The organism is Parasutterella muris, from assembly GCF_943193095.1.
Lineage (GTDB): Bacteria > Pseudomonadota > Gammaproteobacteria > Burkholderiales > Burkholderiaceae_F > Parasutterella > Parasutterella muris.
The window spans coordinates 53,548-76,292 of the sequence record NZ_CALPCV010000011.1 but is presented as its reverse complement, the minus strand read 5'-3'; the positions used below and the strand labels follow the sequence as shown (position 1 = coordinate 76,292).

At 48.0% G+C, this 22,745-nt stretch carries 20 protein-coding genes and 2 tRNA genes; 10 read left to right on the top strand and 12 right to left on the bottom strand.

Annotated elements, in window-relative coordinates; all coding sequences use genetic code 11:
• Positions 1–409 precede the first annotated feature (409 nt).
• Complete coding sequence (locus tag NFR90_RS05765; RefSeq protein WP_251451376.1) at positions 410–1,177, top strand: DUF4422 domain-containing protein; 768 nt, start codon at positions 410–412, stop codon at positions 1,175–1,177.
• A gap of 38 nt (positions 1,178–1,215) precedes the next feature.
• Here NFR90_RS05765 and NFR90_RS05760 read toward each other — a convergent pair whose 3' ends face one another.
• Together NFR90_RS05760 and NFR90_RS05755 are read right to left on the bottom strand one after the other, a co-directional pair.
• Positions 1,216–2,310, bottom strand: coding sequence for a hypothetical protein (locus NFR90_RS05760; RefSeq protein ID WP_251451374.1), 1,095 nt, complete (start codon positions 2,308–2,310; stop codon positions 1,216–1,218).
• Between the two features lie 234 nt (positions 2,311–2,544).
• Positions 2,545–2,964, bottom strand: coding sequence for a helix-turn-helix domain-containing protein (locus NFR90_RS05755; RefSeq protein ID WP_160336384.1), 420 nt, complete (start codon positions 2,962–2,964; stop codon positions 2,545–2,547).
• Positions 2,965–3,275: 311 nt separating this feature from the next.
• On the opposite strand from NFR90_RS05755, the gene NFR90_RS05750 reads away from it, so the two are divergent.
• Positions 3,276–3,366 (top strand) — tRNA-Ser (locus NFR90_RS05750).
• A gap of 248 nt (positions 3,367–3,614) precedes the next feature.
• On the opposite strand, the gene NFR90_RS05745 is transcribed toward NFR90_RS05750, so the two are convergent.
• The 4 genes from NFR90_RS05745 to NFR90_RS05730 form a co-directional block, all read right to left on the bottom strand.
• A complete protein-coding gene (locus NFR90_RS05745; protein WP_251451372.1) occupies positions 3,615–3,839 on the bottom strand; it encodes a hypothetical protein in 225 nt (74 codons plus the stop codon).
• Between the two features lie 134 nt (positions 3,840–3,973).
• Positions 3,974–4,189 (bottom strand): hypothetical protein, encoded by a 216-nt coding sequence (locus NFR90_RS05740; RefSeq protein ID WP_160336392.1) that lies wholly within the window; start codon positions 4,187–4,189, stop codon positions 3,974–3,976.
• 171 nt (positions 4,190–4,360) lie between these two features.
• Positions 4,361–4,750: a hypothetical protein gene (locus tag NFR90_RS05735; protein WP_251451370.1), complete on the bottom strand. Its 390-nt coding sequence runs from the start codon at positions 4,748–4,750 to the stop codon at positions 4,361–4,363.
• A 760-nt stretch (positions 4,751–5,510) separates the two neighbouring features.
• Positions 5,511–5,759 carry a hypothetical protein gene (locus NFR90_RS05730; RefSeq protein WP_160336391.1) on the bottom strand — a complete coding sequence of 83 codons (249 nt, stop codon included), beginning with the start codon at positions 5,757–5,759 and terminating at the stop codon, positions 5,511–5,513.
• Positions 5,760–6,977: 1,218 nt separating this feature from the next.
• Between NFR90_RS05730 and NFR90_RS05725 the strand changes: the two genes are divergently transcribed.
• Positions 6,978–7,054: transfer RNA gene (locus tag NFR90_RS05725), tRNA-Arg, on the top strand.
• A gap of 193 nt (positions 7,055–7,247) precedes the next feature.
• Here NFR90_RS05725 and NFR90_RS05720 read toward each other — a convergent pair.
• On the bottom strand, positions 7,248–7,526 hold the full coding sequence (locus NFR90_RS05720; RefSeq protein WP_160334087.1) for a hypothetical protein: 279 nt from the start codon (positions 7,524–7,526) through the stop codon (positions 7,248–7,250).
• A gap of 478 nt (positions 7,527–8,004) precedes the next feature.
• On the opposite strand from NFR90_RS05720, the gene NFR90_RS05715 reads away from it, so the two are divergent.
• Positions 8,005–8,745, top strand: a complete 741-nt coding sequence (locus NFR90_RS05715; protein ID WP_251451368.1) for a type 1 glutamine amidotransferase domain-containing protein — start codon at positions 8,005–8,007, stop codon at positions 8,743–8,745.
• Positions 8,746–8,762: 17 nt separating this feature from the next.
• On the top strand, positions 8,763–9,473 hold the full coding sequence (locus NFR90_RS05710) for an SIMPL domain-containing protein (RefSeq protein ID WP_251451366.1): 711 nt from the start codon (positions 8,763–8,765) through the stop codon (positions 9,471–9,473).
• A 98-nt stretch (positions 9,474–9,571) separates the two neighbouring features.
• Here NFR90_RS05710 and rpiA read toward each other — a convergent pair whose 3' ends face one another.
• Entirely contained in the window at positions 9,572–10,264 is a 693-nt protein-coding gene (rpiA, locus tag NFR90_RS05705) for a ribose-5-phosphate isomerase RpiA (protein ID WP_160334090.1), read from the bottom strand.
• 196 nt (positions 10,265–10,460) lie between these two features.
• Between rpiA and NFR90_RS05700 the strand changes: the two genes are divergently transcribed.
• The 5 genes from NFR90_RS05700 to xth all read left to right on the top strand — a co-directional run bounded on the left by NFR90_RS05700 (position 10,461) and on the right by xth (position 17,664).
• Entirely contained in the window at positions 10,461–12,845 is a 2,385-nt protein-coding gene (locus NFR90_RS05700; protein WP_251451364.1) for a PAS domain-containing sensor histidine kinase, read from the top strand.
• Positions 12,846–13,179: 334 nt separating this feature from the next.
• Entirely contained in the window at positions 13,180–13,845 is a 666-nt protein-coding gene (locus tag NFR90_RS05695) for a response regulator transcription factor (RefSeq protein WP_251451380.1), read from the top strand.
• A 101-nt stretch (positions 13,846–13,946) separates the two neighbouring features.
• Positions 13,947–14,801, top strand: a complete 855-nt coding sequence (folD, locus tag NFR90_RS05690) for a bifunctional methylenetetrahydrofolate dehydrogenase/methenyltetrahydrofolate cyclohydrolase FolD (RefSeq protein WP_160334093.1) — start codon at positions 13,947–13,949, stop codon at positions 14,799–14,801.
• Positions 14,802–14,812: 11 nt separating this feature from the next.
• The gene (locus NFR90_RS05685; protein WP_251451362.1) at positions 14,813–16,870 is read left to right on the top strand and encodes a M3 family metallopeptidase; all 2,058 of its coding nucleotides are present in this window, start codon (positions 14,813–14,815) and stop codon (positions 16,868–16,870) included.
• Positions 16,867–17,664, top strand: a complete 798-nt coding sequence (gene xth, locus NFR90_RS05680) for an exodeoxyribonuclease III (protein ID WP_160334095.1) — start codon at positions 16,867–16,869, stop codon at positions 17,662–17,664. Before NFR90_RS05685 ends, xth begins: the two co-directional genes overlap by 4 nt.
• Here the strand turns inward: xth and NFR90_RS05675 are convergent.
• From NFR90_RS05675 to glnA, 4 genes are read right to left on the bottom strand one after another with little or no spacing between them, the layout of a single operon-like run.
• Positions 17,648–18,691: a radical SAM protein gene (locus NFR90_RS05675; RefSeq protein WP_251451360.1), complete on the bottom strand. Its 1,044-nt coding sequence runs from the start codon at positions 18,689–18,691 to the stop codon at positions 17,648–17,650. The genes xth and NFR90_RS05675 overlap by 17 nt on opposite strands.
• A gap of 21 nt (positions 18,692–18,712) precedes the next feature.
• A complete protein-coding gene (gene ntrC / locus NFR90_RS05670; RefSeq protein WP_251451358.1) occupies positions 18,713–20,119 on the bottom strand; it encodes a nitrogen regulation protein NR(I) in 1,407 nt (468 codons plus the stop codon).
• Positions 20,120–20,149: 30 nt separating this feature from the next.
• Entirely contained in the window at positions 20,150–21,220 is a 1,071-nt protein-coding gene (gene glnL, locus NFR90_RS05665) for a nitrogen regulation protein NR(II) (RefSeq protein ID WP_251451357.1), read from the bottom strand.
• Between the two features lie 52 nt (positions 21,221–21,272).
• On the bottom strand, positions 21,273–22,694 hold the full coding sequence (gene glnA, locus NFR90_RS05660) for a type I glutamate--ammonia ligase (protein WP_160334099.1): 1,422 nt from the start codon (positions 22,692–22,694) through the stop codon (positions 21,273–21,275).
• Between the last annotated feature and the right edge of the window lie 51 nt (positions 22,695–22,745).

Genomic DNA, 22,745 nt, shown 5'->3' with positions numbered 1-22,745 from the left:
GATCAAACTCTTTTGTTTAATCTCTGTTGTCGCTCGAATCACTCTCTTGGTGTTTGACGGAGTATTTCTACTCCTTCTTCCAATAAGTGCGAGCTAAAAATTTCTTCGCGAATTCAGTCTTCTAAACCCGCTTAAACCTTCAGCGCCCGCTCTTATCGGTCGTCGATAAATTTTTAAAGAACTCTGTTTTCGCTGTCGTGTTGATCAGCGAGGATGCGAATTATGAAGATGATTTTTTGGGTTGTCAAATCAACCATCAAATTATTACAAATAGATACAGCGTAGCTGTGATTGCTTGCTGCTCATTGGGGCTCTTTCATCTTCGGCTTCTCTGAACGAAGACCTTGTCGTGATACGGCCATTCTGCGGGTATCATGAGGGCCTGAACATTCGGTATTTTTACGATTCAATGAAACTGGAAATTCTTGTTGCAGCTCATCGTCCGTATGTGCTGCCGGCCTCTGATATTTACAAACCGATTGAAGTCGGCGCCTGCTCGCGCAAAGACATCGGCCTTGGCGGCTATCGTGACAATACCGGATTGAACATTTCAGAAAAGAATCCAAACTACTGCGAGCTTACCGCTGTTTACTGGGCTTGGAAAAACCTTCCTTCTGATGTCACACATATTGGTCTGGTTCACTACCGCAGATATTTCGGCAAACGGCGTTTATTTCAGAGACCAGTGGACTGCGTTTTGTCTCTGGCGGATTTTCAGAAATTGCTTTCTTCTTCCAATGTGCTGCTGCCGCCCAAACGCAATTACTTTATCGAAACTGTACGCTCTCAATATGTACATGCGCATCATGCCAAAGACTTAGAGGTACTCGAACAAGTTTTGCGCGAGAGGTTTCCTAATTACCTGGAAGCATTTGATACGGTAATGAATGGGCGCCGCACTCATATTTTCAATATGTTTGTGATGCGAAGAGACTTCTTTAATCACTACTGTGAGTTCCTTTTTTCTGTGCTTTCTGAAGTTGAGCGCCGCCTGGACATTTCTTCATACAGCAAAAACGATGCAAGAGTTTTCGGTTTCCTCTCTGAAAGACTTCTGGATGTCTGGCTGATGACCAACCAAATCTCGTATTCCGAAACTTCATTGGTTTTTACAGAGCCGACCAACTGGATAAAAAAAGGAGCAGGTTTTCTGCTCCGTAAATTCGGTTTTCGTTAAAAACGCTGTCAGCGCTTCCTTTTTAAACCGCGCTTAATTTAATCGGTTATCGCATTCCAGCATTTTGCACCCTTGCGTATTTCGCAAGGCAGAGTTCCGTATTTAATTCCGGATTCTTCGGGTGTGAGGACATAATGCGCCATTCTCAGGTTCAGCTTTTCGTTTTCACTGCAGTCTTTTTGGAAGAAGCATTTGTATTCTGAAGCATTAAACGCCTGCTGTTCCTTGACGAGTCTTTTCGAAGCAGTTGTCCAATCTTCACCAAATTCTTTCATGTTGATTGCAATAGCCTTATTGGCCAGTTCTGTTCTTGTTTTATCTGCATCTGACAAATTTAGCAGTGAACGGTAGCCGTTATAGAAAGCCGGACTCGGATGATTTTTCAGCTGCTCGAGAACTGCTGTCTGTTCTTTCCTCAGCTCATCTAATTCTTCCTTTGAAGGCTTAGTTTTAACATCTTTTACGGACAGCCAGCCGCGTGCTGTTTGATAGACTTCCCCGCTTTTTTCCAGTTTTTTTATCTCACGAATGCGAAGCTTGATCTCTTTAGGAAGAACGTGACACTCCTTGCGTCTGATCTTTCTGTTTTTATCTTTATTAAAACTCGGAGTATCTTCTGTTACCAAAAGAGCTTCAAGATCGGAAAATCTTCTGCAGGTTAACGCGCCCTTAGCCAAGACGGCAGAACCCAGAGGCAGCTCCCGAGAGCTTTCCCTTTGCACATTTTTTACATAATTTGCATAAGCCGACAGCTCTGTAAGCTCATTCTGTTTTTCTCTCTGCGAAAGTACCGCATCACTTTTTACGCCGTCCGCGGTCAGCTTCCCTTTACCGAAGAGTTCAAGGTTATTTTTTCGATTAAAGCGTGTGTTTTCCAAAAGCTGCTTAATTTCAAAGCTGTGGTAATCAGACTCGAGTCGTTTTTTAACGCTGTTAACCGTTTTCCCGATGAGATATGCGCTTCCCCCGAGTGCCGTGATCTTTACATTTTCATTTTTATCGAAACTTTTTGCCGCTTTTTTCACATTGTCCTGAGTTATAGCCTCATCAGGGTCGACATTTGAACATCCTGTAAGAATGAAGGCGCAGCTGGAAAAAACAAGGATCGACGAAATTAATTTACTGAGTTGCATCGTATTAAGCCTAAAACCCGCTATAGGCAGTTAAGTGGTTATTATTCGTTCCATACTTTATCAGATCGATTTGAAAACGGATCGCTGCGTAATCCCGTTTCGGCCCACAACAAGAGCACTGTATTGAGGTACTGTATTTAGGCCGTTGCTGACTCACAGTTTGGACTCCTAATTTTCTCTTTAATAGCCAAACTTTTTTCGTTCTTAGGCCTCATCGAAACTGATTCTATAAAACTAAGCCTGATCTAATTTCTGCTGACCCATCGGTACTTGTTTATTGCTCCGGCTGTTCTTCATTACCTCTTGTTTTTGATCTGCTGCGGCAAGGAGTCCTTTTGCTACATGGATCAGAATTTGTTTATCTCTGCGTGAAAGGTGAGCTATGACCGAGTCTTCCGAGACAATATTTCGTGCACCTCTCTTATCATCAGTTCTTCCAAGAAGATAATCGCAGGAAACATTAAGGACGTTAGCCAGACTCACCAAAGTTGCCAATGTCGGTAAACGATTACTGTCGGGCTTTTCAAATAAGGAAATAACCGGCTGAGGAAGTTCACAAAGCTGAGCAAGTCCGGCTTGTGTGAGATTGTTTTCCAGTCGGAGCTGCTGCAAGCGCTTTGCCAATTCTTTTTTGAGATTAGGCTCCGGATACATCCTATAAATCCTTAGAAATTGAAACGAGATATTAAATAATATCACTATAAAGACTGAGACATCAGACGTTGAGAATAACAATATATCTTTTTGATTATTCAGTATTTATCATCAAATATTTCAATTCCCACCGCGCTTATACCGTCCTAAAAAAAATGGTTATTTATTCATTAAATCAAAAAATTAAACTATTAAAATTTTTAACTTATTGTTTAAAAAAAGTTATTTTAAATAAAAATAAAAAATCTGAAAAAAATTAGCTTTTTGAGATGACAAACGTTTTTTTATCCCATATAATCGCATTCTCTTTTGGAGAGGTGGCCGAGTGGTTTAAGGCGCACGCCTGGAAAGCGTGTAAACCCTTTAAAGGTTTCGGGGGTTCGAATCCCCCCCTCTCCGCCAGTACTCTGCATCCCCTACCTACATCACACTGCATCAATCAACATCAAACTCAAGAAGAGTTTCATTTTTTTGTAGTCTTGAATATCGTAAGCGTAAACCGACGCAGCAAAGGGATTGTCTTTTTGCTGTTTAAGATCGCGTTGCGAAAATCAACTGCGCTTTTGGGTGAGCCATCCAACTGAAGAATATCGGTGTTGCCATCCGATTAAGGGAGTATACCTACTTTAACTTCTCAGGAGCCTTCCAGCTTACAGAAACCCGAAGGCCCGAGCTATTTCTACGTCTATCTCCGTGAACTTTATGGAGTTTTCCGGCGTTAGCTCGTCCAAAGTTTGCGGCCTTTGCTTGTCCTCGGAGACTTGTTGTTTTCTTATCAAATCCTCTTTGCTCAAACTCTTCTCTGTGGCTTCGGGGCTCTTCTTGTCTGAGCTGTTGTGCATATCTTGCGTGATCTTCTGCGTTTGGGTTTGCATATTTTCCTCCACTGTCCTTGACTGTACTCTTGGAAGCTTTCCTTCCTCTTAAATTTGAATTATTCTGAAACTCTTCCGCATAGGCTCTCACCACGTCTCAGAGAAGCTCAGCTGCCTTGTTTTCGTCGATGCGGTTAATACCAAGAAAAGCCATTTTTAAGCACACCAGCAATCTGATCAAACACCGATCTTTCGGATTGAGGAACAACATCGTTTCTCTTGGTATAAACCTCCAAGAAGTACACAAGTCTTTCCTCGTTGTTCGAGACTCTGGCGCCATCCATGCGGCGTTTGACATCTTCCCAGAATCTCCTTTCTGCGGGCTTCTTACTCTTCAGCCCTTTTTTCATCAGAACTTCAACTCGGTTTTCAATGCCACCGATAAGCTCATTGAACTCTGAATCTTTAGCAGCGTGGACACCAATTTCATAAGCAAGAACTGCCCCTGCTTCGCCTTCGTCTACGTTTTCTCCGTTGATATAGACCTTTCCTGTCTTTTCGTCATAGAGAGCATTGGTCCCTCAGTCCAGGCCTTCATTTATAAGCTCCTGACGAATTTCTTCCTTAGATTTAGACGGATCATTGGCGTACTCGTCCTCCACCATCCTATCCAGGAATTCTTCGTTAAAGCGGCAAATAACGACCTTACCAGAGTTCAGCAGCTGGTTTGTTACGGCAACTTCCCAAGATTTAAAGAGACCTCTTCTAACGTCGTTGAAATTTCGGTCCTTTTGCTTTTCGGTGAGAGATGACTTAGACGCCTTTCGAATTGTTGTCGCGTCTTCTTTTAAGTGAATGACTTTTCTTAGTTTTTTTGCTAGGCTTGTACTGGGTTTAAAGAGACCGAGGTCGTTTCCAGACGTAGAGGCAGGGGTTCCTTCTAAAGGAGCATCTGCCGCTCGGCGACCCACTTTCTTTCAGAAAGTCTTAGTTATTAGCTTCCCGTTGAAGGCCAAAATTTCTTCAAGATCTTTTCAACGCCGCTTTTGCCGCAGCTCGAGTTCTTCTTTGTGTCGTCCATTGTTCTTAGCTTTGAGTTTATCAACCGCTTCCAGATCCTCTTTGAGAAGAGCTTCGAGTCTTCCAAAGGGGTTCTTGTCTTCCCTTTTTCGTCCTTACATCCCTCGAGAAGCTTGACGAATTTATATTTGCCGTCGGTAACGATACCGATAAACATAGCAGTCCTTCTCAATTAGGTAATGACAATATTTAACATAGATAAATGAAGGCAACAAAAAAGAGACGCGAAACTTGCAAAAAATTAGAGAATTATTCTCCTAACGTCGGGGTTTTAGTTAACTTTCCCTTGTGCTTCGAACTCGCCCTCTTTAATTGACACTTTTTTAGATGCCTTTTTCCCTCTGTCTAGACAACGTCCGACTTAGCCTTTTAGGAAGCTTATCGGCGTTTAATACCATCTAAGGTTTCTTGTGTTTTCGGATCGAGTTCGCTCTGATTTTCTTTCTACCCCTTGAAAAGAAGCTTTTGATCTGCGATAGTTATTACTGTCGAAGAAGGGTTCTTTTCCTTTTCTTCGATGAGGGGTACGCTTTTGCCAAGGGCGTCCATATTGGCATTTGTCGAATTAACTGCGTTCAACGGGCCGGAGAGCGAAGCCTCCCCTCTTCTTACTCTTCCGAACGCTGAAACAATGTAGTGGTTCCCACCTTTTCAGGACAGTAGCACTCTAAAACCATCATTGGTAATTGCTTTGCCACCTGATCGAGATTCCTTCGCTTGCCCTTTGGCTAGTGTCCTAACCATCTTTCTTAGTACTTCTGCTACCTCTTCTGGGTTAAGACCTTCTGCAAGACTTCTTTTATCTACAATATGAGAATCGCCCATTGCTCCTTTTGTGCCAAAATAGTCGTCAACAATCTCTCCGTGCTTTCCATAATTAATATCGACCCAGACGCTCAAAGATCCACTCCAAACAACACGGTGCGCGAAAGGTCTTATTTTCTAAGACTTCCTTAACTCTCTGCAGTCCTCTAATTATGGAGATTTCCGGATCGGTAACAGCCAATTTAGAAGGCTTCCTTTCTCCTAAATTTGAGTTTGTTTAAGACACCTCATCCCCGTCTTTAGGAGAATCTCGTAAATAAAAAAGCCTTTATCCCTTGTGTTACTTAGGTTGGGGGCAGTTTAAGAATTATTTCTGCGTCATAATAAATCCAACCTCTTTAGAGTCAGCACTGCGCTGTTAGAGTCCTGGAACTTTGTCTTTAGACTTCTAGCGAGCTCTTGCAAGGAACAGAACCTATTTAGCATTGTTAATCCGCAAGCCTCTAAGATCGACGGTGCCTTTGATGTTTTTTAATCATTTCTACGAGCTCAGAAGTCCTTTGCCGCTCAAGACCCTTTCTGAGGTTGCCCCATCGCTCCATAGTTGCAAAGACTGAGCTGTCTTCACTTAGCAGTTGTGGGGCAACGTTTGCCTCTCGAAGACAAGTGGAAATTTCCTCAGCAGTCACATGCACGGGACTTTTTTCGGCACGACCTATATAAACCGAACAGGGATAAGCGCAAGATAGACAAGCGGTAAATCAAAGCGATGCTGTTTTAATGGCCCCCGCATTCTGAAATAGCAATACTTGTCGTCTGTAAGCTTTTAATCAAGCTTATTCTATTCGTTACCTTCCTTATTGTGCAGAATAAACTCGGTGATTCCCTTGTTCCTTTTATTTTCCTCCTCAAAAACGGTATCATAAGCGATCAGAGATTCTGAGAGCGTTTCAAGACTGCTTCGGCCCGTTCGCAGCCGGTTATCTGTGGGGCGGGTTTGAGATGGAGCAGCGTGAGCCGGCGCGCTGTATGAGTTGCGGTTGGTAGTCTGAGATATGACGTGTTGTGCGCCCGGAGTCCCGCCTCGCGCTCTCAGAATCTCTTTCTGGATCTTGGCTTACCGTCATAGCCTTTAAATAGGCTGTCGTACAGACAAGAACTGACATAACCTTCCCATGATAGAACCCCCTCCCAACGAACTAATTCCATAGGCTTCGGCTGTTGTATTAGGCAGAAAGGACGGTCCGATCGTTCCGACTCATGCTGCTTCGTTTCTTATTTTGAAATTCACCCAAAATGGTTTTTGTCGACTTGCACACATAAAAAAAGACTGGTATAGTTCGTTCCTCGGTTGCGCCAGTAGCTCAGCTGGATAGAGTACCTGGCTACGAACCAGGTGGTCGTGGGTTCGACTCCTGCCTGGCGCGCCAACCTCTCCTGAAGTTAATTGCTTCAGTGAAGTTAAAACAGAAACACCTCATCGGACATTCGGTCTTGCATGAGGTTTTTTGTCATATGTGGATAAAATTCTGGTCTTAGATAAAATTCTGGTCTTAGGTATCGGCATGGTTTTAGCCAAAGAAAAAGCCGCTCAAAGGCGGCTTTAGATACTTAAACAAGGAGTTATTGGTTCTTGTCCTTCAATTCAGGAAGCCTCCAAAGATGCTTCCTGAACCAATTGATATAGGTTGTTTTGACAACAAATACGATCACGCAACTTTCGAAAATCAAGGCATAAGTTAAATCGCGCCACAGAGGATCTTCAATTTCTTGTATAAGCTCGTAGCCAATCAAAATAGTTCCATACCCGACCAGTCCGAGAAGGGGTACGCCGACAATGAGCATCCCGGCACACCAAATCTTCCCGATAATCGAATTCATAAAATCATCAATAAGTGACATTTCGGGAACTCCCTTTCTTTAATTATAGGGGTTAACAAGTTTTCTTGAACGGCTTTTCCTGAGTTTTACTATCTATATTTGTAGGGCGATTGGTTTCTTTCATAGGTAATAAGTTATCGTCTATGAAGTTAAAAAAGTCTATCCTTACATTACCAAAAATAGTCATAAAATCAATTAGTTAAATTAAATATGAGACTATTTATGAAAATAACTCCTAGAATTTTGGGTATTCAGGATGCACTCTAACTCTTCCCGCGAATAACGAAGAAGTAAGGAAGATAAGACTCTAAAACCTCACTTTGGCCTTTAACTAGAGATATTCGTTACAAAATCATGAAACTTTCTTCTATGTGTTGTCCCAATTTCGGACCTTAAAAGTCCCAAAGCTTGAGAGATTCCTATAATCGGAAAATCAATTAATTTTCAGGCTCTAATGATGCAGAGACGAAATCTATTAACGGTAATTGCAGCAGGCGCAGTGGCTAGCCCGGTCTTTGCGGCGGAAAATAAAGGTGCGCTAGCCCCTGCAGAGGAACCTCCGAAAAGAGATAAGAAAATCCTTTTCGTGATTACAAGTCATTCGGATTTGGGTAAAACCGGTAAGAAAACAGGATATTGGCTTTCAGAAGTAACGTACCCTTGGAAAATTCTTAAAGATGCCGGCTATGAAATCGACTTTGTCAGTCCGAAGGGCGGCGCTTGCGCTTTTGAGGGCGACGACCCGTCCGATCCGGTGAACAAGGAGTTTTCTCAGGATATGGTCTATCAAAAGAAGATTAATTTCACTTTGAAGCCTTCTGATATTAAACCCGATGAATATGCTGAGATTTATTACGCCGGCGGGCACGGCGCAATGTGGGACTTCCCGGACAATAAAGAACTTGCGGCTATCGCTTCAAAAATTTATACCAACGGCGGCGTGGTTGCTTCCGTTTGCCACGGAGCGGCCGGACTGATCAATATCAAACTTCCAAACGGTACCTATTTAATTAATGGCAAAAAGATTAATAGCTTCACCGATTCCGAAGAGGAAGCTGTTAACCTGAAAAATGTCGTGCCTTTCTCTTTGGAAACAAAACTGAAAGCTCAACATGCGCATTTTGAAAAATCCGATAATTTCCAAACCCACTGCGTCGTCAATGACAGAGTCATTACAGGTCAGAATCCGATGTCTGCAGCCGCTGTCGGTTCTGCTATCAAAAACGCTTTAGCCAGCTAAAAGAGGAAAACTCATTTATGAACAACAGATTCATCCCCTCAATTATTTTGGCCGCCGGCTTTATCGGTGGTGTCACACTCCTCGGAAACCAGCTCGGAGACGCAGCGACTGCCTTCTTGAATAAAGATCGAATTGTGACAGTCAAGGGCCTGAGCGAAAAGGAAGTGAAGGCCACGCATGTTATTTGGCCCCTCAGTTTCACAGAAATGGGAAATGAACTCGCCGCCGCTTATGATGCGCTTGAAGAAAAACAAAATCTGGTTCTAAAGTTTCTTAAGGACAACGGTATCGACGAAAGCGAAATCACACTCGCGTCTCCTAAAGTTCAGGACACCCTGGCAAACTCTTACGACGGCAGAACACGCCCTTACCGCTATATCCTGACTCAGGTCGTCACGGTTTCTACCGATAAGGTAGATACCATCCGCAAACTTTCCGTGACGCAGCGCGAACTGCTGAAAAAAGGCGTCGCCCTCAGCAGTGATTACAGCTACATGACCGCCTATAGTTTTACCGGTCTGAATGAAATTAAACCGGAAATGATCGAATCAGCGACGAAGAACGCTAAGGCGGCAGCCCAAAAGTTTGCAGACGATTCGGGCTCTAAGCTCGGAAAAATCCGCAGGGCGAATCAGGGCGTCTTCACCATCACGGACAGAGACGAAAACACGCCCTTTATCAAAAATGTCCGCGTAGTCACAACCGTCGAATATTTCTTAAACGATTAATCCGGCAGTTCTAAGAGAATAACCGGGACCGTTTATATGGTCTCAAAAACGGAAAAAGCCCGAAAACAGTACTATTCCGGGCTTTTTTCTTTCAGAAATTACTTCTGACGGCCTGAAAAAAATCCTTTTTTCGGTTTCAGTGTACGGACACCCTCAGGTGTACCGATGAGCAGCACATCCGCACCGCGTTTTCCGAAAATACCGCAGGTCACAACGCCCGGTATCTGGTTAATCGCAGCCTCCAAACGAGTCGGCTCCTTAATCTGCAGACCGTGAACATCAACAATATTATTGCCGTTGTCGGTAACCATATCGCGAACCGTCGGATGACCGCCAAGCTCTTCCATCGCACGGCAGACAGAAGACACTGCCATCGGAATGACTTCCAGCGGAAGCGGGAACTTGCCAAGCTGTTTAACCTCTTTCGAAGCGTCTGCAATGCAGACATACATATCGGAGGCCTCCGCCAAAATCTTTTCGCGGGTAAGCGCTCCGCCGCCGCCCTTGATCATGCAGAAATTACCGTCAATTTCATCACAGCCGTCAACATAGACAGGAATTGTTCCGACAATGTCATTTAAATCACAAACCGGAATTCCATAAGCTAAAAGCTGTCGGGTAGTTGCTTCCGAACTCGAAACACAGCCTTTGACTCGTTTACCGGAAGTCGCCAGCTCGGTAATGAAAAAGCTAACCGTTGATCCCGTGCCCACTCCGAGGTATTCGCCCTCTTTCACATATTCCAAGGCAGCTGCGGCCGCTTTTTGCTTTAATTCGTTCTGCAGGTCCATATCCTTATCCTAAAAAACCTAACAATCATCTCGACTTGATTATTGTATCGGTCCAAACTCAACTTATTCTGTACTCAGATTATTTTTGTTTGAGTACGCAAATTCACCGGACAATCTTTGCGCACATCGAACAGTGTCATAATAGACATTGATAATTTGTCTGTTTTCTTTTCCCAACGGTTCGTTTTAACTAACTATGGCTCAGCAAAAAAACTTGTCTCAGAACAATGATCTATTAGAGCGTTTTACCGCTTCCTTTGCAGGGTTGCGCAGCCATTCAAACTTACCGAACGGAACTACCCCTTTTATTTGGGCGATCGCGGTTCTTCTGATCGTTATCTTCGCGGCTTTTTATCTCAATGTCCGCTCCAATAACGAAGCCATCCTCAGAACCAATCTGATGAAAAGCACCGCAAAGGTCGCAGACAATATCGAAATGCGTCTTCGCGCCAGCTCCGCCTCCATGGCGCGCCTTATCGAGCGGCTGGAACTGGACGGAAATACTGCGGCGGTTCTGAACAAATTCTCTCGGGAGCTGCTCAACAGCAACCCGGAAATCACTTTGATCCGACTGATCGAACCAAGCGGCAAAGGCATCGAATCCATGGTGAACCCCCGCTTGGGAAAAAGAGAACTGCGTCAGTACAACTATTTGGATTACCCGCAGGTTGTACGGGACGCGATCGCGGACGCGTTTCTCTCAAACCGAGTTTCCATCTCTTCCTTCTGGTTCACGCCGGGAGATTCAACGTCGCCCTCCGTGGTAATCGTCTACCCGTTCACGCTTGAAGATAAAAGCTATGCGCTCCTGAGCCGAATCTCTCTGAATAAGCTGCTTGAAGAATCAACGCCCTCCTCTCTCAGAGCCGATTATGAATTCTCCTTGCTGCACGGAACCGAGGAAATTGCCGGTCGGGCGGCCTACAACCCGCCGGATGACTACACCATTCCGAGCTATGTCCGCGCAGCGGACCCCCTGCCGCCCTCGATCCAGCTCTACGGCTGCAATATCGTTGAAAGTCCCCTAATCTTTGCCAGTCCGCTGATCTATTGGCTCGGCGCGCTGATGCTCTTTCTTCTGATCTCGCTCTTTTTCCTGAATAAAGAGATGCGTAAAAACCAGGCGGATCTGGATCGAGCCAACCGCGAACTCGAATTGCGGCGCTCCATCGAAGATTCGATCAGCTCGGCGATCGTGATTACGGATCTGGAGAATAAGATCGTTTACACCAACCCGGCCGCTCAGGTGATTACCGGCTACTCTGAAGATGAACTGCAGGGTAAAACGCCGCCCTATCCTTTCTGGGCGGATACTTCAGTCCTGCCTGCGACTCTGCTGGGCGATCCTTCTAAACTCGATCCGGCAGCTTTTCCCTACCGCTTTGATCTGCTCGTTCGCCACAAAGACGATGAACAGCTCAATGTGCTGCTGCTTGCCACGCCTTTTTATTCGTCTTACAACGAACACATCGGCTGGATCTATATGATGCGGGACAATACGATTGAGTCTCAGTCGATGAACCTCACCAACGACGCGATCGCTTCCTACCAGAGACTTTTGAATTCCGTAATGTCCTGTATTTCAGTTGTGAGCCACAAGCCGACCGGAACCATGCTCGGGATTCATAACGATCACTACACCGAGCAGCTCGGCAACACCGCTGACGGCCACCTAGCGATCTCCCGCGCCTGCAAAATTCCGTTTAATCCGCAGGGAAGCCGAGAGGCCGAAGTTTGGGTTGATTCCCTTGAGCGCTGGTTCAGAATTACAGAGGCCAGAGTCACTCTGCCCGGCGGCTCTCACGTGACGCTGCAGTCTGCTCAGGACATCACGCAGAGAAAAATCAACGAAAAAGAATTGGAAGATCAAACCAACCGAATGGAAAATTCTTCTCGTCTGATTACTCTCGGTGAAATGGCCTCTACGATTACGCATGAAATTAATCAGCCGCTCACGGCGATTACGGCCTATGCCAACACCGCTATTGAAGTTATCGGGAACGCTCCTGAGGTCAACCGCGGACAAGTCCTCGAGATCTATAAAAAGATTGCGAATCAGGCCGGACGCATCGACAAGATTATTAAAAACATCCGCGCATTCGCCAAACGCAGACCGACGACACTCGAAAATGTGCCGCTCGCCAATGTCATCAATGACACTCAGGAGCTCGGCAAGCTGATTGAGAAAAAGTACGCCGGTATTCGCATTATCTATGAACTGCCGAAGGTTCTCCCCAATGTTCTTTGCGACCCGGTACAGATCATGCAGATTCTCATGAACCTGATCCGCAACGCGGCCGAAGCGATTCTGGAAGCGGGCTGCACAGACCGAACCATCGCGGTTATCGCCAAAGTCGGCGCCAACGAAGTGGAACTTCAGGTCGCCGACCACGGTCCCGGCATCAGCGACACGATGAAAGCCAGCCTCTTTACACCGTTCTTCTCAACCAAAAAGAACGGGCTGGGTCTCGGTTTGTCCACCTGCCAAACCATCGCCGAATCACACAACACACGGCTTAGAGTCAGAGATAATGAGGGCGGCGGTACTGTCTTCGTTTTTGATCTAAAAATCTGCAGCTGACAGCCCGGTAAGAAAACTTAGAAAAGAATTGCTTCTTAATATTTAATCACCCCCGCTTTCTTTGGAAACGGAGGTGATTTTTTTAGGAAATCCGTTAAAATAGTCGAATTCGGGTTATCACCTGTAAAAATATGTAATAATTCTTACTTAGTTTTAGCTAAGGTATAGTTCCCAGGTGAATTTGTAAAGAATAGCTTCACCCCCGATATAGATACTTCTCAGGGGTGTGATTTGCGCATATAATTACTATATGTGGTGTGTGATTGAATTTGATTCAATCGGTTAACAGATTTAACGCAAAATAATTTATTGTGGAAGGTACATGATGATTCAAATGACCTCGAAATCCTTTACTCCGGATTCACCGGACACTGCCAGCGTCGTTTACATTGTTGAAGACGACGAGGCCGTCCGTGATTCGCTGAAGTGGCTGCTCGAAGCGTCCAGCTATCGAGTTGAGCTCTTCGAAAGCGGAGAAATGTTCTTGGCCAAATTCGATCCGAATGCCATCGCTGTTCTCGTACTAGACGTCAGAATGCCGGGCATGAGCGGACTAGAAGTACAAGAACATCTGATCGCCCGCAAATGCGATATTCCGATTATCTTCATCTCGGGTCACGGCGACGTATCCATGGCAGTCTCCACTCTCAAAAAGGGTGCAGTGGACTTCATTGAAAAACCGTTCGATCAGGCAGCGCTTCGCTCCTTAATCGAAAGAATGCTTCAGGAAGCCCGTCAGCGCAAACTTAAAGCTGAAAAGCGCTCGCTCAACGACGCACTTCTCAGCAAGCTGACACCGCGTGAACTGCACGTTCTTGAACGTATTGTCAGCGGCCGCCTGAACAAACAGATCGCTGCCGACCTCGGCATTTCCATCAAGACCGTTGAAGCGCATCGCGCCTCAATTATGGATAAGACAAATTCCGGTACGGTTGCCGATCTGATGCGTGTGGTGATGAATGCAAACCGCACCCCGCTGAAAGACAACAACATGAACTAATGTTCTGTCGCTAAAGAAACTCAAAAGGGAAGGCTTCGGCCTTCCTTTCTTCTTTTTATTGATATATTTCTAAGTTTCAAATCAAATTATTCGGGGAACTTATGTCTGCCAACATCATTGACGGAAAAGCGCTCGCTGCCGGTATTCGACAGGAAATCCGCAGTAAAATCCAAAACTTCACTGACGCGCCGAGACCGCCCTGCCTTGCCGTAATTCTTGTCGGAGACAACCCCGCAAGCCAAATTTACGTACGCAATAAAATCAAAGCCTGCCTCGACACCGGCATCACCTCTTTGGAAAAACGCCTGCTCGCAGACGCTTCAGAGGCCGAACTGCTCTCTCTCATCAAAGAACTGAACGAAGACGACTCAGTCGACGGCATCTTGGTACAGCTTCCGCTGCCTAAAGGCTTTGACGAACAGAAAGTCATCCGATCCATCGCCGCGGAAAAGGATGTGGACGGCTTCCATGTCGAAAATATGGGCGCGCTAGTGACAGGGCTGAAGGGCTTTCGTTGCTGCACGCCGCACGGCGTCATGAAAATGCTTGAGTCCGTCGGATGCCCGCTCGAGGGCGCAAACGCATTGGTGATCGGACGCAGCAACATTGTCGGAAAACCAATGGCCCTCATGCTCCTTGAGAAGAACGCCACCGTCACTGTTGCGCACAGCAGAACCAAAAACCTTAAGGAACTCGCGAAAAATGCCGACATTATCGTATCCGCCGTGGGCAAAGCCGGTTTGGTGACCGATGACATGGTCAAGCCCGGCGCCGTCGTGATTGATGTCGGCATGAACAGAAATCAGGAAGGAAAACTCTGCGGTGACGTCGATATCGAAGCTGTTGCTCGTGTCGCGGGCTTTATTACGCCGGTTCCGGGCGGTGTCGGTCCGATGACCATCGCAATGCTCTTAGACAATACCATGCGCGCCTTCGAGAACCGTTTTAACCTGTAAGGAAGAATTTAATGTCAGATCGTATTGATATTCTCTCGATTATTGAGGATAAAAGTAAATTTATCGACTTCCCGAATTTAAATCAGGAAAGCTTTAAGCCGGCCGTTCTGTCGCTCATCAATACATTAAAAGAGACCGTCAGCGCCGTCACGCAAAATACTGAACCCGCGACTTGGGACAATGTCGTCAAACCGCTGGACGACGCATCGGAAAACCTAAGCTTTGTCTGGTCCGCCATTTCTCACCTCAACAGCGTGGAAGACACGCCTCAGCTGCGCGCGATCGTCAATGAGCTTCTCGCTCCGATCTCCGCTGTCTTTTCGGAAATCGGCCAAAATGAAGAGCTCTACGCCAAATATAAAGCGCTGAAGGCTGAAGACGCATTCAAATCCTTCAGCGCCGCTCGCCGCAGAATCATTGATCGGGAAATCGAAGGGTTTGTGCTTTCGGGCGCCGAACTCGATGAGGCCGGCAAGAAGGAAATGACAAAGATCAGCGCTGAAGAAGCCGAACTCAGCCAAAAGTTCTCTGAAAATCTTTTGGACTGCACCAACGACTTCGCAATCTATCTGCCTAAAGATACAGATCGGCTGCGCGGCATCCCCGAAGGCGAAAAAGCGCTTTTTGCGCAGCAGGCGGCTTCCGAAGGAACCGAAGGCTATAAGATCACGCTGCACATGCCGAACTATCTGCCAATCATGCAGTACGCAGATGACTCCTCACTTCGTGAAGAGCTTTATCACGCTTATACGACCCGCGCCTCTGAGTTTTCTCCCGCAGGAAAAGACAATGCGCCTGTCATGACGCGTCTGCTTGAGCTCAGAGTCAGAGAAGCTCATCTGCTCGGTTATAAAAACTACGCTCAGGTGTCCCTTGTCAGAAAAATGGCGGACACACCCGAACAGGTTGTCAAATTCCTGAGAGAGCTTGCCGCAAAAGCGAAACCCGCCGCGCTCAAGGACATGGAAGAACTGATCCGCTTTGGTACACAGACACTGAACATGGACCAAATTAATCCTTGGGATTACAGCTACGTCAGTGAAAAGCTTCGCGAAGCCAAGTACTCTTACTCGGAACAGGAAGTCAAGCAGTACTTCCCTGAACCCGCGGTCCTCTCCGGAATGTTCTCCTTAGTAGAGAAAATGTTCTCCATCAAGATCGCGCAAAAGAATGTTCCGGTTTGGAATCCTGCCGTGAAATACTATGCAATCTCGGATAAGAACGGCAATGAAATCGCCGGCTTCTATACCGACCTGTATGCGCGCAGCGGCAAACGCGGAGGCGCCTGGATGAATGATCTCAGAAGCCGCCGTCTGCTTGATAACGGAGCCATCCAAACGCCGGTCGCTTATTTGGTCTGCAACTTCTCCGCGCCGGTTGGCGCTCAGCCTTCACTGCTGACGCTCAACGATGTGGAAACCATCTTCCATGAATTCGGTCACGGCCTGCATCACATGCTCACCCGTCAGACGGAACTCGCGGTTTCCGGTATCAGCGGAGTTGAATGGGACGCGGTTGAGCTTCCGAGCCAATTCATGGAAAACTTTGTGCTGAACTGGGACGTGATGCAGACCATCTCCTCGCATGTCAAAACCCATGCGAAAATGCCGCGCGCGCTCTTTGACAAGCTTGTCGCATCCAAGAACTTCGAAGCGGGCATGGCGAACGTCCGTCAGATTGAATTCGCCCTTTTTGACATGCTGCTCCACATGGATGAGCATCCGCATAAAGACACGGTAGAAAAGCTGATTCGTGAGGTCCGCAAGGAAGTTTCCTTTGTCTTCCCGCCGCAGTACAACCGCTTTGCCAACTCCTTCTCTCATATCTTCGCGGGCGGCTATGCCGCAGGCTACTACAGCTACAAATGGGCTGAAGTCCTCTCCGCGGACGCCTTCTCTTTATTCGAAGAAAAAGGCATCTTTAATCCGGAAGTGGGAACAAAGTGGCTCGATGAAGTTCTCTCGCGCGGCGGAAGCCGTCCAGCAATCGAAAGCTTTGTCGCTTTCCGCGGCCGTGAACCTTCCGTTGACGCGCTGCTGCGTCAGTACGGTCTGCTGGAGGAAAAATGAGTTTCTCCGTCACGACTTGGAATGTCAACTCTCTAAAAGTGCGTCTGCCTCAGGTGCTGGACTATTTAGCGGACCGCAAAGACGATGTGCTCTGCCTTCAGGAGCTGAAGATGCAGGAATCAGCCATTGACCGCGCCGCAATAAACGAGGCGGGCTATGAGATCGACGCGTTCGGTCAGAAGACTTACAACGGCGTTGCCGCTCTGCTTCGCAAGCCCTATGAATTTATTGCCGCGGAAGAGATCCGCAATATCCCCGGCTTTGAAGATGAACAAAGCCGCCTTATTGCGGTCAGCGTCATGGTCAACGGCTCTAAGCTGAGAATCGTCAACGGATACTTTCCCAACGGTGAGTCACTTGAAAGTGAAAAGTTCCCTTATAAGCTCAGCTGGCTTAAAGCGCTTGCCGACTGGCTGCCCTCTGAACTGGAACGTTACCCGAACCTCGTTCTGCTCGGCGACTTCAACATCGCGCCTGAAGATCGGGACGTTTGGGATCCGGAGTCCTGGGCTGACAGCGTTCTCTGCGCGCCGCAGAGCCGTGAAGCCTTCCAAAAGCTCCTCGACTGCGGCCTCACCGACGCGTTCCGCGCTTTTGAGCAGCCCGAGAAGTCGTACTCCTGGTGGGATTACCGAATGATGGCCTTTCGGCGCAACCGAGGTCTTCGCATCGACCATATCCTGATTTCGAATACGCTTCGGGATAAAAATCTCGGCGTTGTCATCCACAAGGATGTCCGCGCCAACGAGCGGCCGAGCGATCATGCGCCCGTTACGCTTACTTTAGATCTTTAATCTGAATCACAGCGGTCCCGTCGCGGACCGCTTTCTGTTTTTCGCGCATTGCGCGAGCTCTGAGCTGTCCGCAGCCGCCGTCCACGTCCTGAGCAGCGGAATCCCGGAACTTCAGCAGAATATGAAAGGATCTGCAGGCGGCTTTAAGCGCCTCAATCCGATCGGGATCAGGCCGATCATAGGGACTGTCGTCAATCTTATTGACCGGAATCATGTTGAGAACCGCAAACTGACCGTCCCAGAGTGAAGCGAGCTGATCGATTTCATCAGTACCGTCGTTAAGATCTCGGATCAGCGTCCACTGATATTGAATCGGATATTTGCTCAGTCGCGCATACTCTTTGCCAAAGTCAAGAATCTCTTTAACCGTCAGATCTGCCGCATTCGGAAGCAGCATACGGCGCTTTTCATCAAATGCGGAATGCAGAGATATCGCAAGAGCGGGTTTAATCTCCCTATGCGAGAGTTCCTCAAAAAGCCGTCTGTCCCCAACAGTGGAAATGACCAGCTCCTTGTAACCGATTCCGGCGTAGCGAGTAATATGGTCAAGCGCGGACAGAACATTTCTGCGATTATGCGAAGGCTCGCCCATCCCCATAAACACGACTTTAGAGATTTTTTGCCGGCTCTTGGCGTAGACCACCTGCGCTGCGATTTCAATATCGGAAAGCTGACGAACGAGACCGGAGCGCCCGGTCATACAAAAGCGGCAGCCGACCGCGCAGCCGACCTGCGTTGAAATGCAGACTCCGTCTCTCGGAAGCAGCACTGATTCGATCAGCTGACCGTCAGAGGCTCTCAGCACGGCTCTCGCGCCATTTTCTCCGAGATAATCGTCGCTGTCGGGCATGAGAACCTGAGCCAAACAGGTTCCCAGGGTTGCAGCCGCTTCAGCGGCCGCCTTCGGAAAAGTAAATTTCGCCTGTGTCAGCGGACGACCGAGATACCAATTGCGCCAGAATGCATCAATATGGCTCTGTTTGCAGCCTAGTGCGGCTAATTCGTTATTTACGCTCTCAAAATTCATGGCGCAATGATAGCAGGCGTCTTAATCCTCAGTTTTAAGATTTAATTCCGCAATCTTGCGTGTAATGGTATTGCGCCCGATACCAAGTCTGGAGGCGGCCTCCACTCGGCGACCGTGTGTGAATTCAAGCGCGGTTTCAATAACCGCCGTTTCGAAGGCGTCAGTGAGTTCTTTCATCAGGTCCGGCGTTTCTTCCTTCAATTTCGCCTCAACTGCCGCCCTCAAACCGTCCTGCCAGGTTCCGCCGACAAGAGGAGCCGCTGAGACCGCTTTAGCGGGAGCCGACTGAAGAATCTCCGCAGGAAGATCGCTCAGCTGAATATGCTGGGACGGCGCCATCACAACGAGCCAATTGCAAAGGTTTTCCAACTGGCGCACATTGCCCGGGAAAGGGAATTCCTTCAGAAAGTCCATCGCTTCGGCCGTCATAATTTTCTGTTCAACATCCAGACTTTCAGAGGACTTTTTCAAAAAATGCGCGATCAAAAGCGGAATATCCTCTTTGCGTTCCCGAAGCGGAGGAAGACGAATACGGATGACGTTGAGACGATGGTACAAGTCTTCTCTGAAGCGTCCCTCATGCACCATGTTCTCTAAATTCTGATGCGTCGCCGCAATGATGCGGACGTTGGCTTTAAGCGCCTGATGGCCGCCGACTCGATAATAGTATCCGTCAGAAAGCACCCTAAGCAGGCGTGTCTGAAGCTCTGCCGGCATATCGCCGATTTCGTCAAGAAACAGTGTGCCGCCTTCAGCCTGTTCGAACCGTCCGTGGCGAACACTGTTGGCGCCGGTGAAGGCTCCTTTTTCGTGACCGAAAAGTTCGCTCTCCATCAGATCTCTTGGAATCGCCGCCATATTGAGCGCGATAAACGCCTCTTTGGCTCGTGGACTATGCTTGTGAAGCGCTCTGGCAACCACTTCCTTACCGGCACCGGATTCTCCGGTCAGAAGGACGGTGGCTTTACTGTGCGAAAGGCGTCCGATAGCGCGAAAAACATCCTGCATCGCGCTCGCTTTACCGATTATTTCGGACACCTGCTGCTCGGGCGCGGCTTCTTCGGAAGCGTTTTCTTCAGAAGCGCGGCGGACAAGCTCAACCGCTTTATCAATATCAAAGGGCTTCGGAAGATATTCAAAAGCGCCGCTCTGAAAACTTGATACCGCGCTGTCAAGATCCGAGAACGCGGTCATGATAATGACCGGAAGCTTCGGATAATCGCGCTTGATCTCGGTCAGCATTTCCAGACCGCTCTTTCCCGGCATGCGGATATCGCTCAGAATGACGGAGGGCTGTTCTGTTTTAAGTGCCAGCAGAAGTGAGTCCGCTTCAGAAAAAGTCCTGCACGGCAGGCCGGCTTTTTTCAGCGCTTTTTCTAAAACCCATCGAATAGATCGATCGTCGTCCGCAATCCAAATATCTTTCATTCTGGTTCTCCGAGTGACTCGTTTTTCTTGTTATTGGGCGTTCAGCGGAAAGAGAATGCTGAAATCCGTCTTCCCGTTCTCGCTGCTGACGGATATAGTTCCGCCGTGCCGCTCTACGAACGATTGGACCAATGAGAGCCCGAGTCCGCTCCCCTTCTCTTTGCCGCTTACGAGCGGATAGAAAATGCTGTCCAAAAGCTCCTGCGGAATCCCCTCACCGTTATCGATAACATGAATATTCAGCGCAGCTTTTTTAATTTCTTCGCCGATCGAAACATGGTGCACCACACGCGTTTTCAGTCGAATCTCAGCCGTTCCCTCCCACATCCGTACCGAAAGCGCTTCTGCCGCATTACGCATCAGATTCAGAAAAATCTGCGTGAGCTGACCTCGGTCAGCGGTAATTTCCGGAGCACTGATGTCGTAATCCCTGACAATCTGCAGTCTGTCCTGAAATTCCGCTTCCACCAGCAGGCGTACCCGCTCAAGTACTTCATGAACATTGGTCGGCGCGGGATTATATGACTGCCGATACGGCGCAAGCAGCTTATCGACGAGCGACTGCAGACGATCCGCTTCGCTAATCACGACTTCCGTATATTCTTTCTGTTCCGGATCCGACAATTCGGTCTCTAAGAGCTGAGCGGCACCTCTGATGCCTCCGAGCGGATTTTTGATTTCATGCGCTAGATTGCGCAGCAGCCGGCGTGTATTTTCCGACAGTTCGTTCATGTGGCGCTCGTGGGAAATCAGAAGCGCTTTTGCTGCCGGAGAAATCTCAAAAAAAAGATAGCGCGGATCGTCGGCCATCGGATGGCAAGTCACAAAAACCTGCTTCGGCTCTTTAGGCGGCCGAAGCATCTCGCAGAGTTCCGACTGCACCAGATACGAAACATCCGGACGCTTGTAATAGTTTTGAATCCACGGTTCCGCACACGGCAGTACGGTATATATCGACCGATCCTTGAGAAGTTTCGCGCTCTGGCCAAGATAAAACTGAACGGTGGTATTGGCGTAAAGAATCCGCGCGTTTTCATCGCAAACAATTAGACCGAGCCGAAGCAGATCAAAACTTTCAAAATCCAATTTATCTAAGCTCATCTCAACCTCGCTCGGTCTTCGTTTTGTCCGTCTTCACGACGGAGAGACCCTATTACAGGGAGTAATACATATCGTATTCTTCAGGTGTAACAGCCATCTGAACACGAGTGACTTCCTGACGCTTCATATCGATGTAAGCGGCAATCATGTCCTCGCTAAACACTCCGCCGGCAGTAAGGAAAGCGTGATCATCAGCAAGCGCGTCAAGCGCCTGTTCCAAAGAAGAGCAGACGGTCGGGATCTTCGCGTTTTCTTCAGGCGGAAGATCATAAAGATTCTTGTCTGCGGCTTCGCCCGGATGGATCTTGTTCTGGATACCGTCGATACCGGCCATCAGCAGAGCGGCAAAGGCAAGATAGGGGTTAGCCATCGGATCCGGGAAGCGAACTTCAACGCGGCGGGCCTTTTCGCTGGCCACATACGGGATACGCAAAGAGGCGGAACGGTTGCGTGCGGAATAAGCGAGCTTAACCGGAGCTTCAAAACCCGGAACCAAACGACGATAGCTGTTGGTGGTCGGATTGGTAATCGCGTTCAGAGCCCGGGCATGTTTGATCACGCCGCCGATGTAATAAAGGGCGAGATCAGAGAGACCTGCATAACCGTTGCCTGCGAAGAGGTTCTTGCCGTCCTTCCAAATGGACTGATGAACATGCATGCCGGAGCCGTTATCGCCAACGACGGGTTTGGGCATGAAGGTTGCTGTCATACCGTAGGCGGCTGCGACGTTCCAAACGGTGTACTTGAGAATCTGAGTCCAGTCGGCTCTTTCGGTAAGTGTGCTGAACAGAGTACCGATTTCGCACTGACCGCATCCGCCGACTTCATGGTGGTGGACCTCAACGGGAACACCCTGCTGTTCAAGAAGCAGGCACATACTGGCGCGGACACTGTTTAAAGAATCCACCGGAGCAACCGGGAAATAGCCGCCTTTGACTCTGGGACGATGGCCGCCGTTTGCGCCGTCCATTGAGTCGGCATTCGACCAGAAGCCCTCATCGGACTCGATCTTGAAGAAGCTGCGGTTCATATCACAGCCCCAGCTGACGCCGTTGAAAATAAAGAATTCGGGTTCGGGGCCGAAGAACGCGGTATCGCCGATGCCGGTGCTCTTCAGATAGGCTTCAGCGCGATTGGCGATGCTGCGCGGGTCTCTGTCATAGCCTTTGCCGGTCGCAGGTTCGACAACACTGCAGGTCAGGATCAGGGTTTCCTGCCCTTCGTCGGCAAAAGGATCCATGCGTGCGCTTGAGGGCTGCGGCATCAGCAGCATGTCGCTCGCTTCGATGCCCTTCCAGCCGGTAATGGAAGAGCCGTCAAAAGCATGGCCTTCCTCAAATTTGTCTTCATCAAAAGCGGACACCGGAACGGAAACGTGCTGCTCTTTGCCTATAAAATCTGTAAATCGAAGGTCAACGAACTTAACGTCGTTTTCTGTCAGCATCTGCATGACATCTTCTATGGACTTAGCCATGATATCTCCTTTAGATCGGTAGAACTAAGAATAAATTGGTTTTCACCGGTG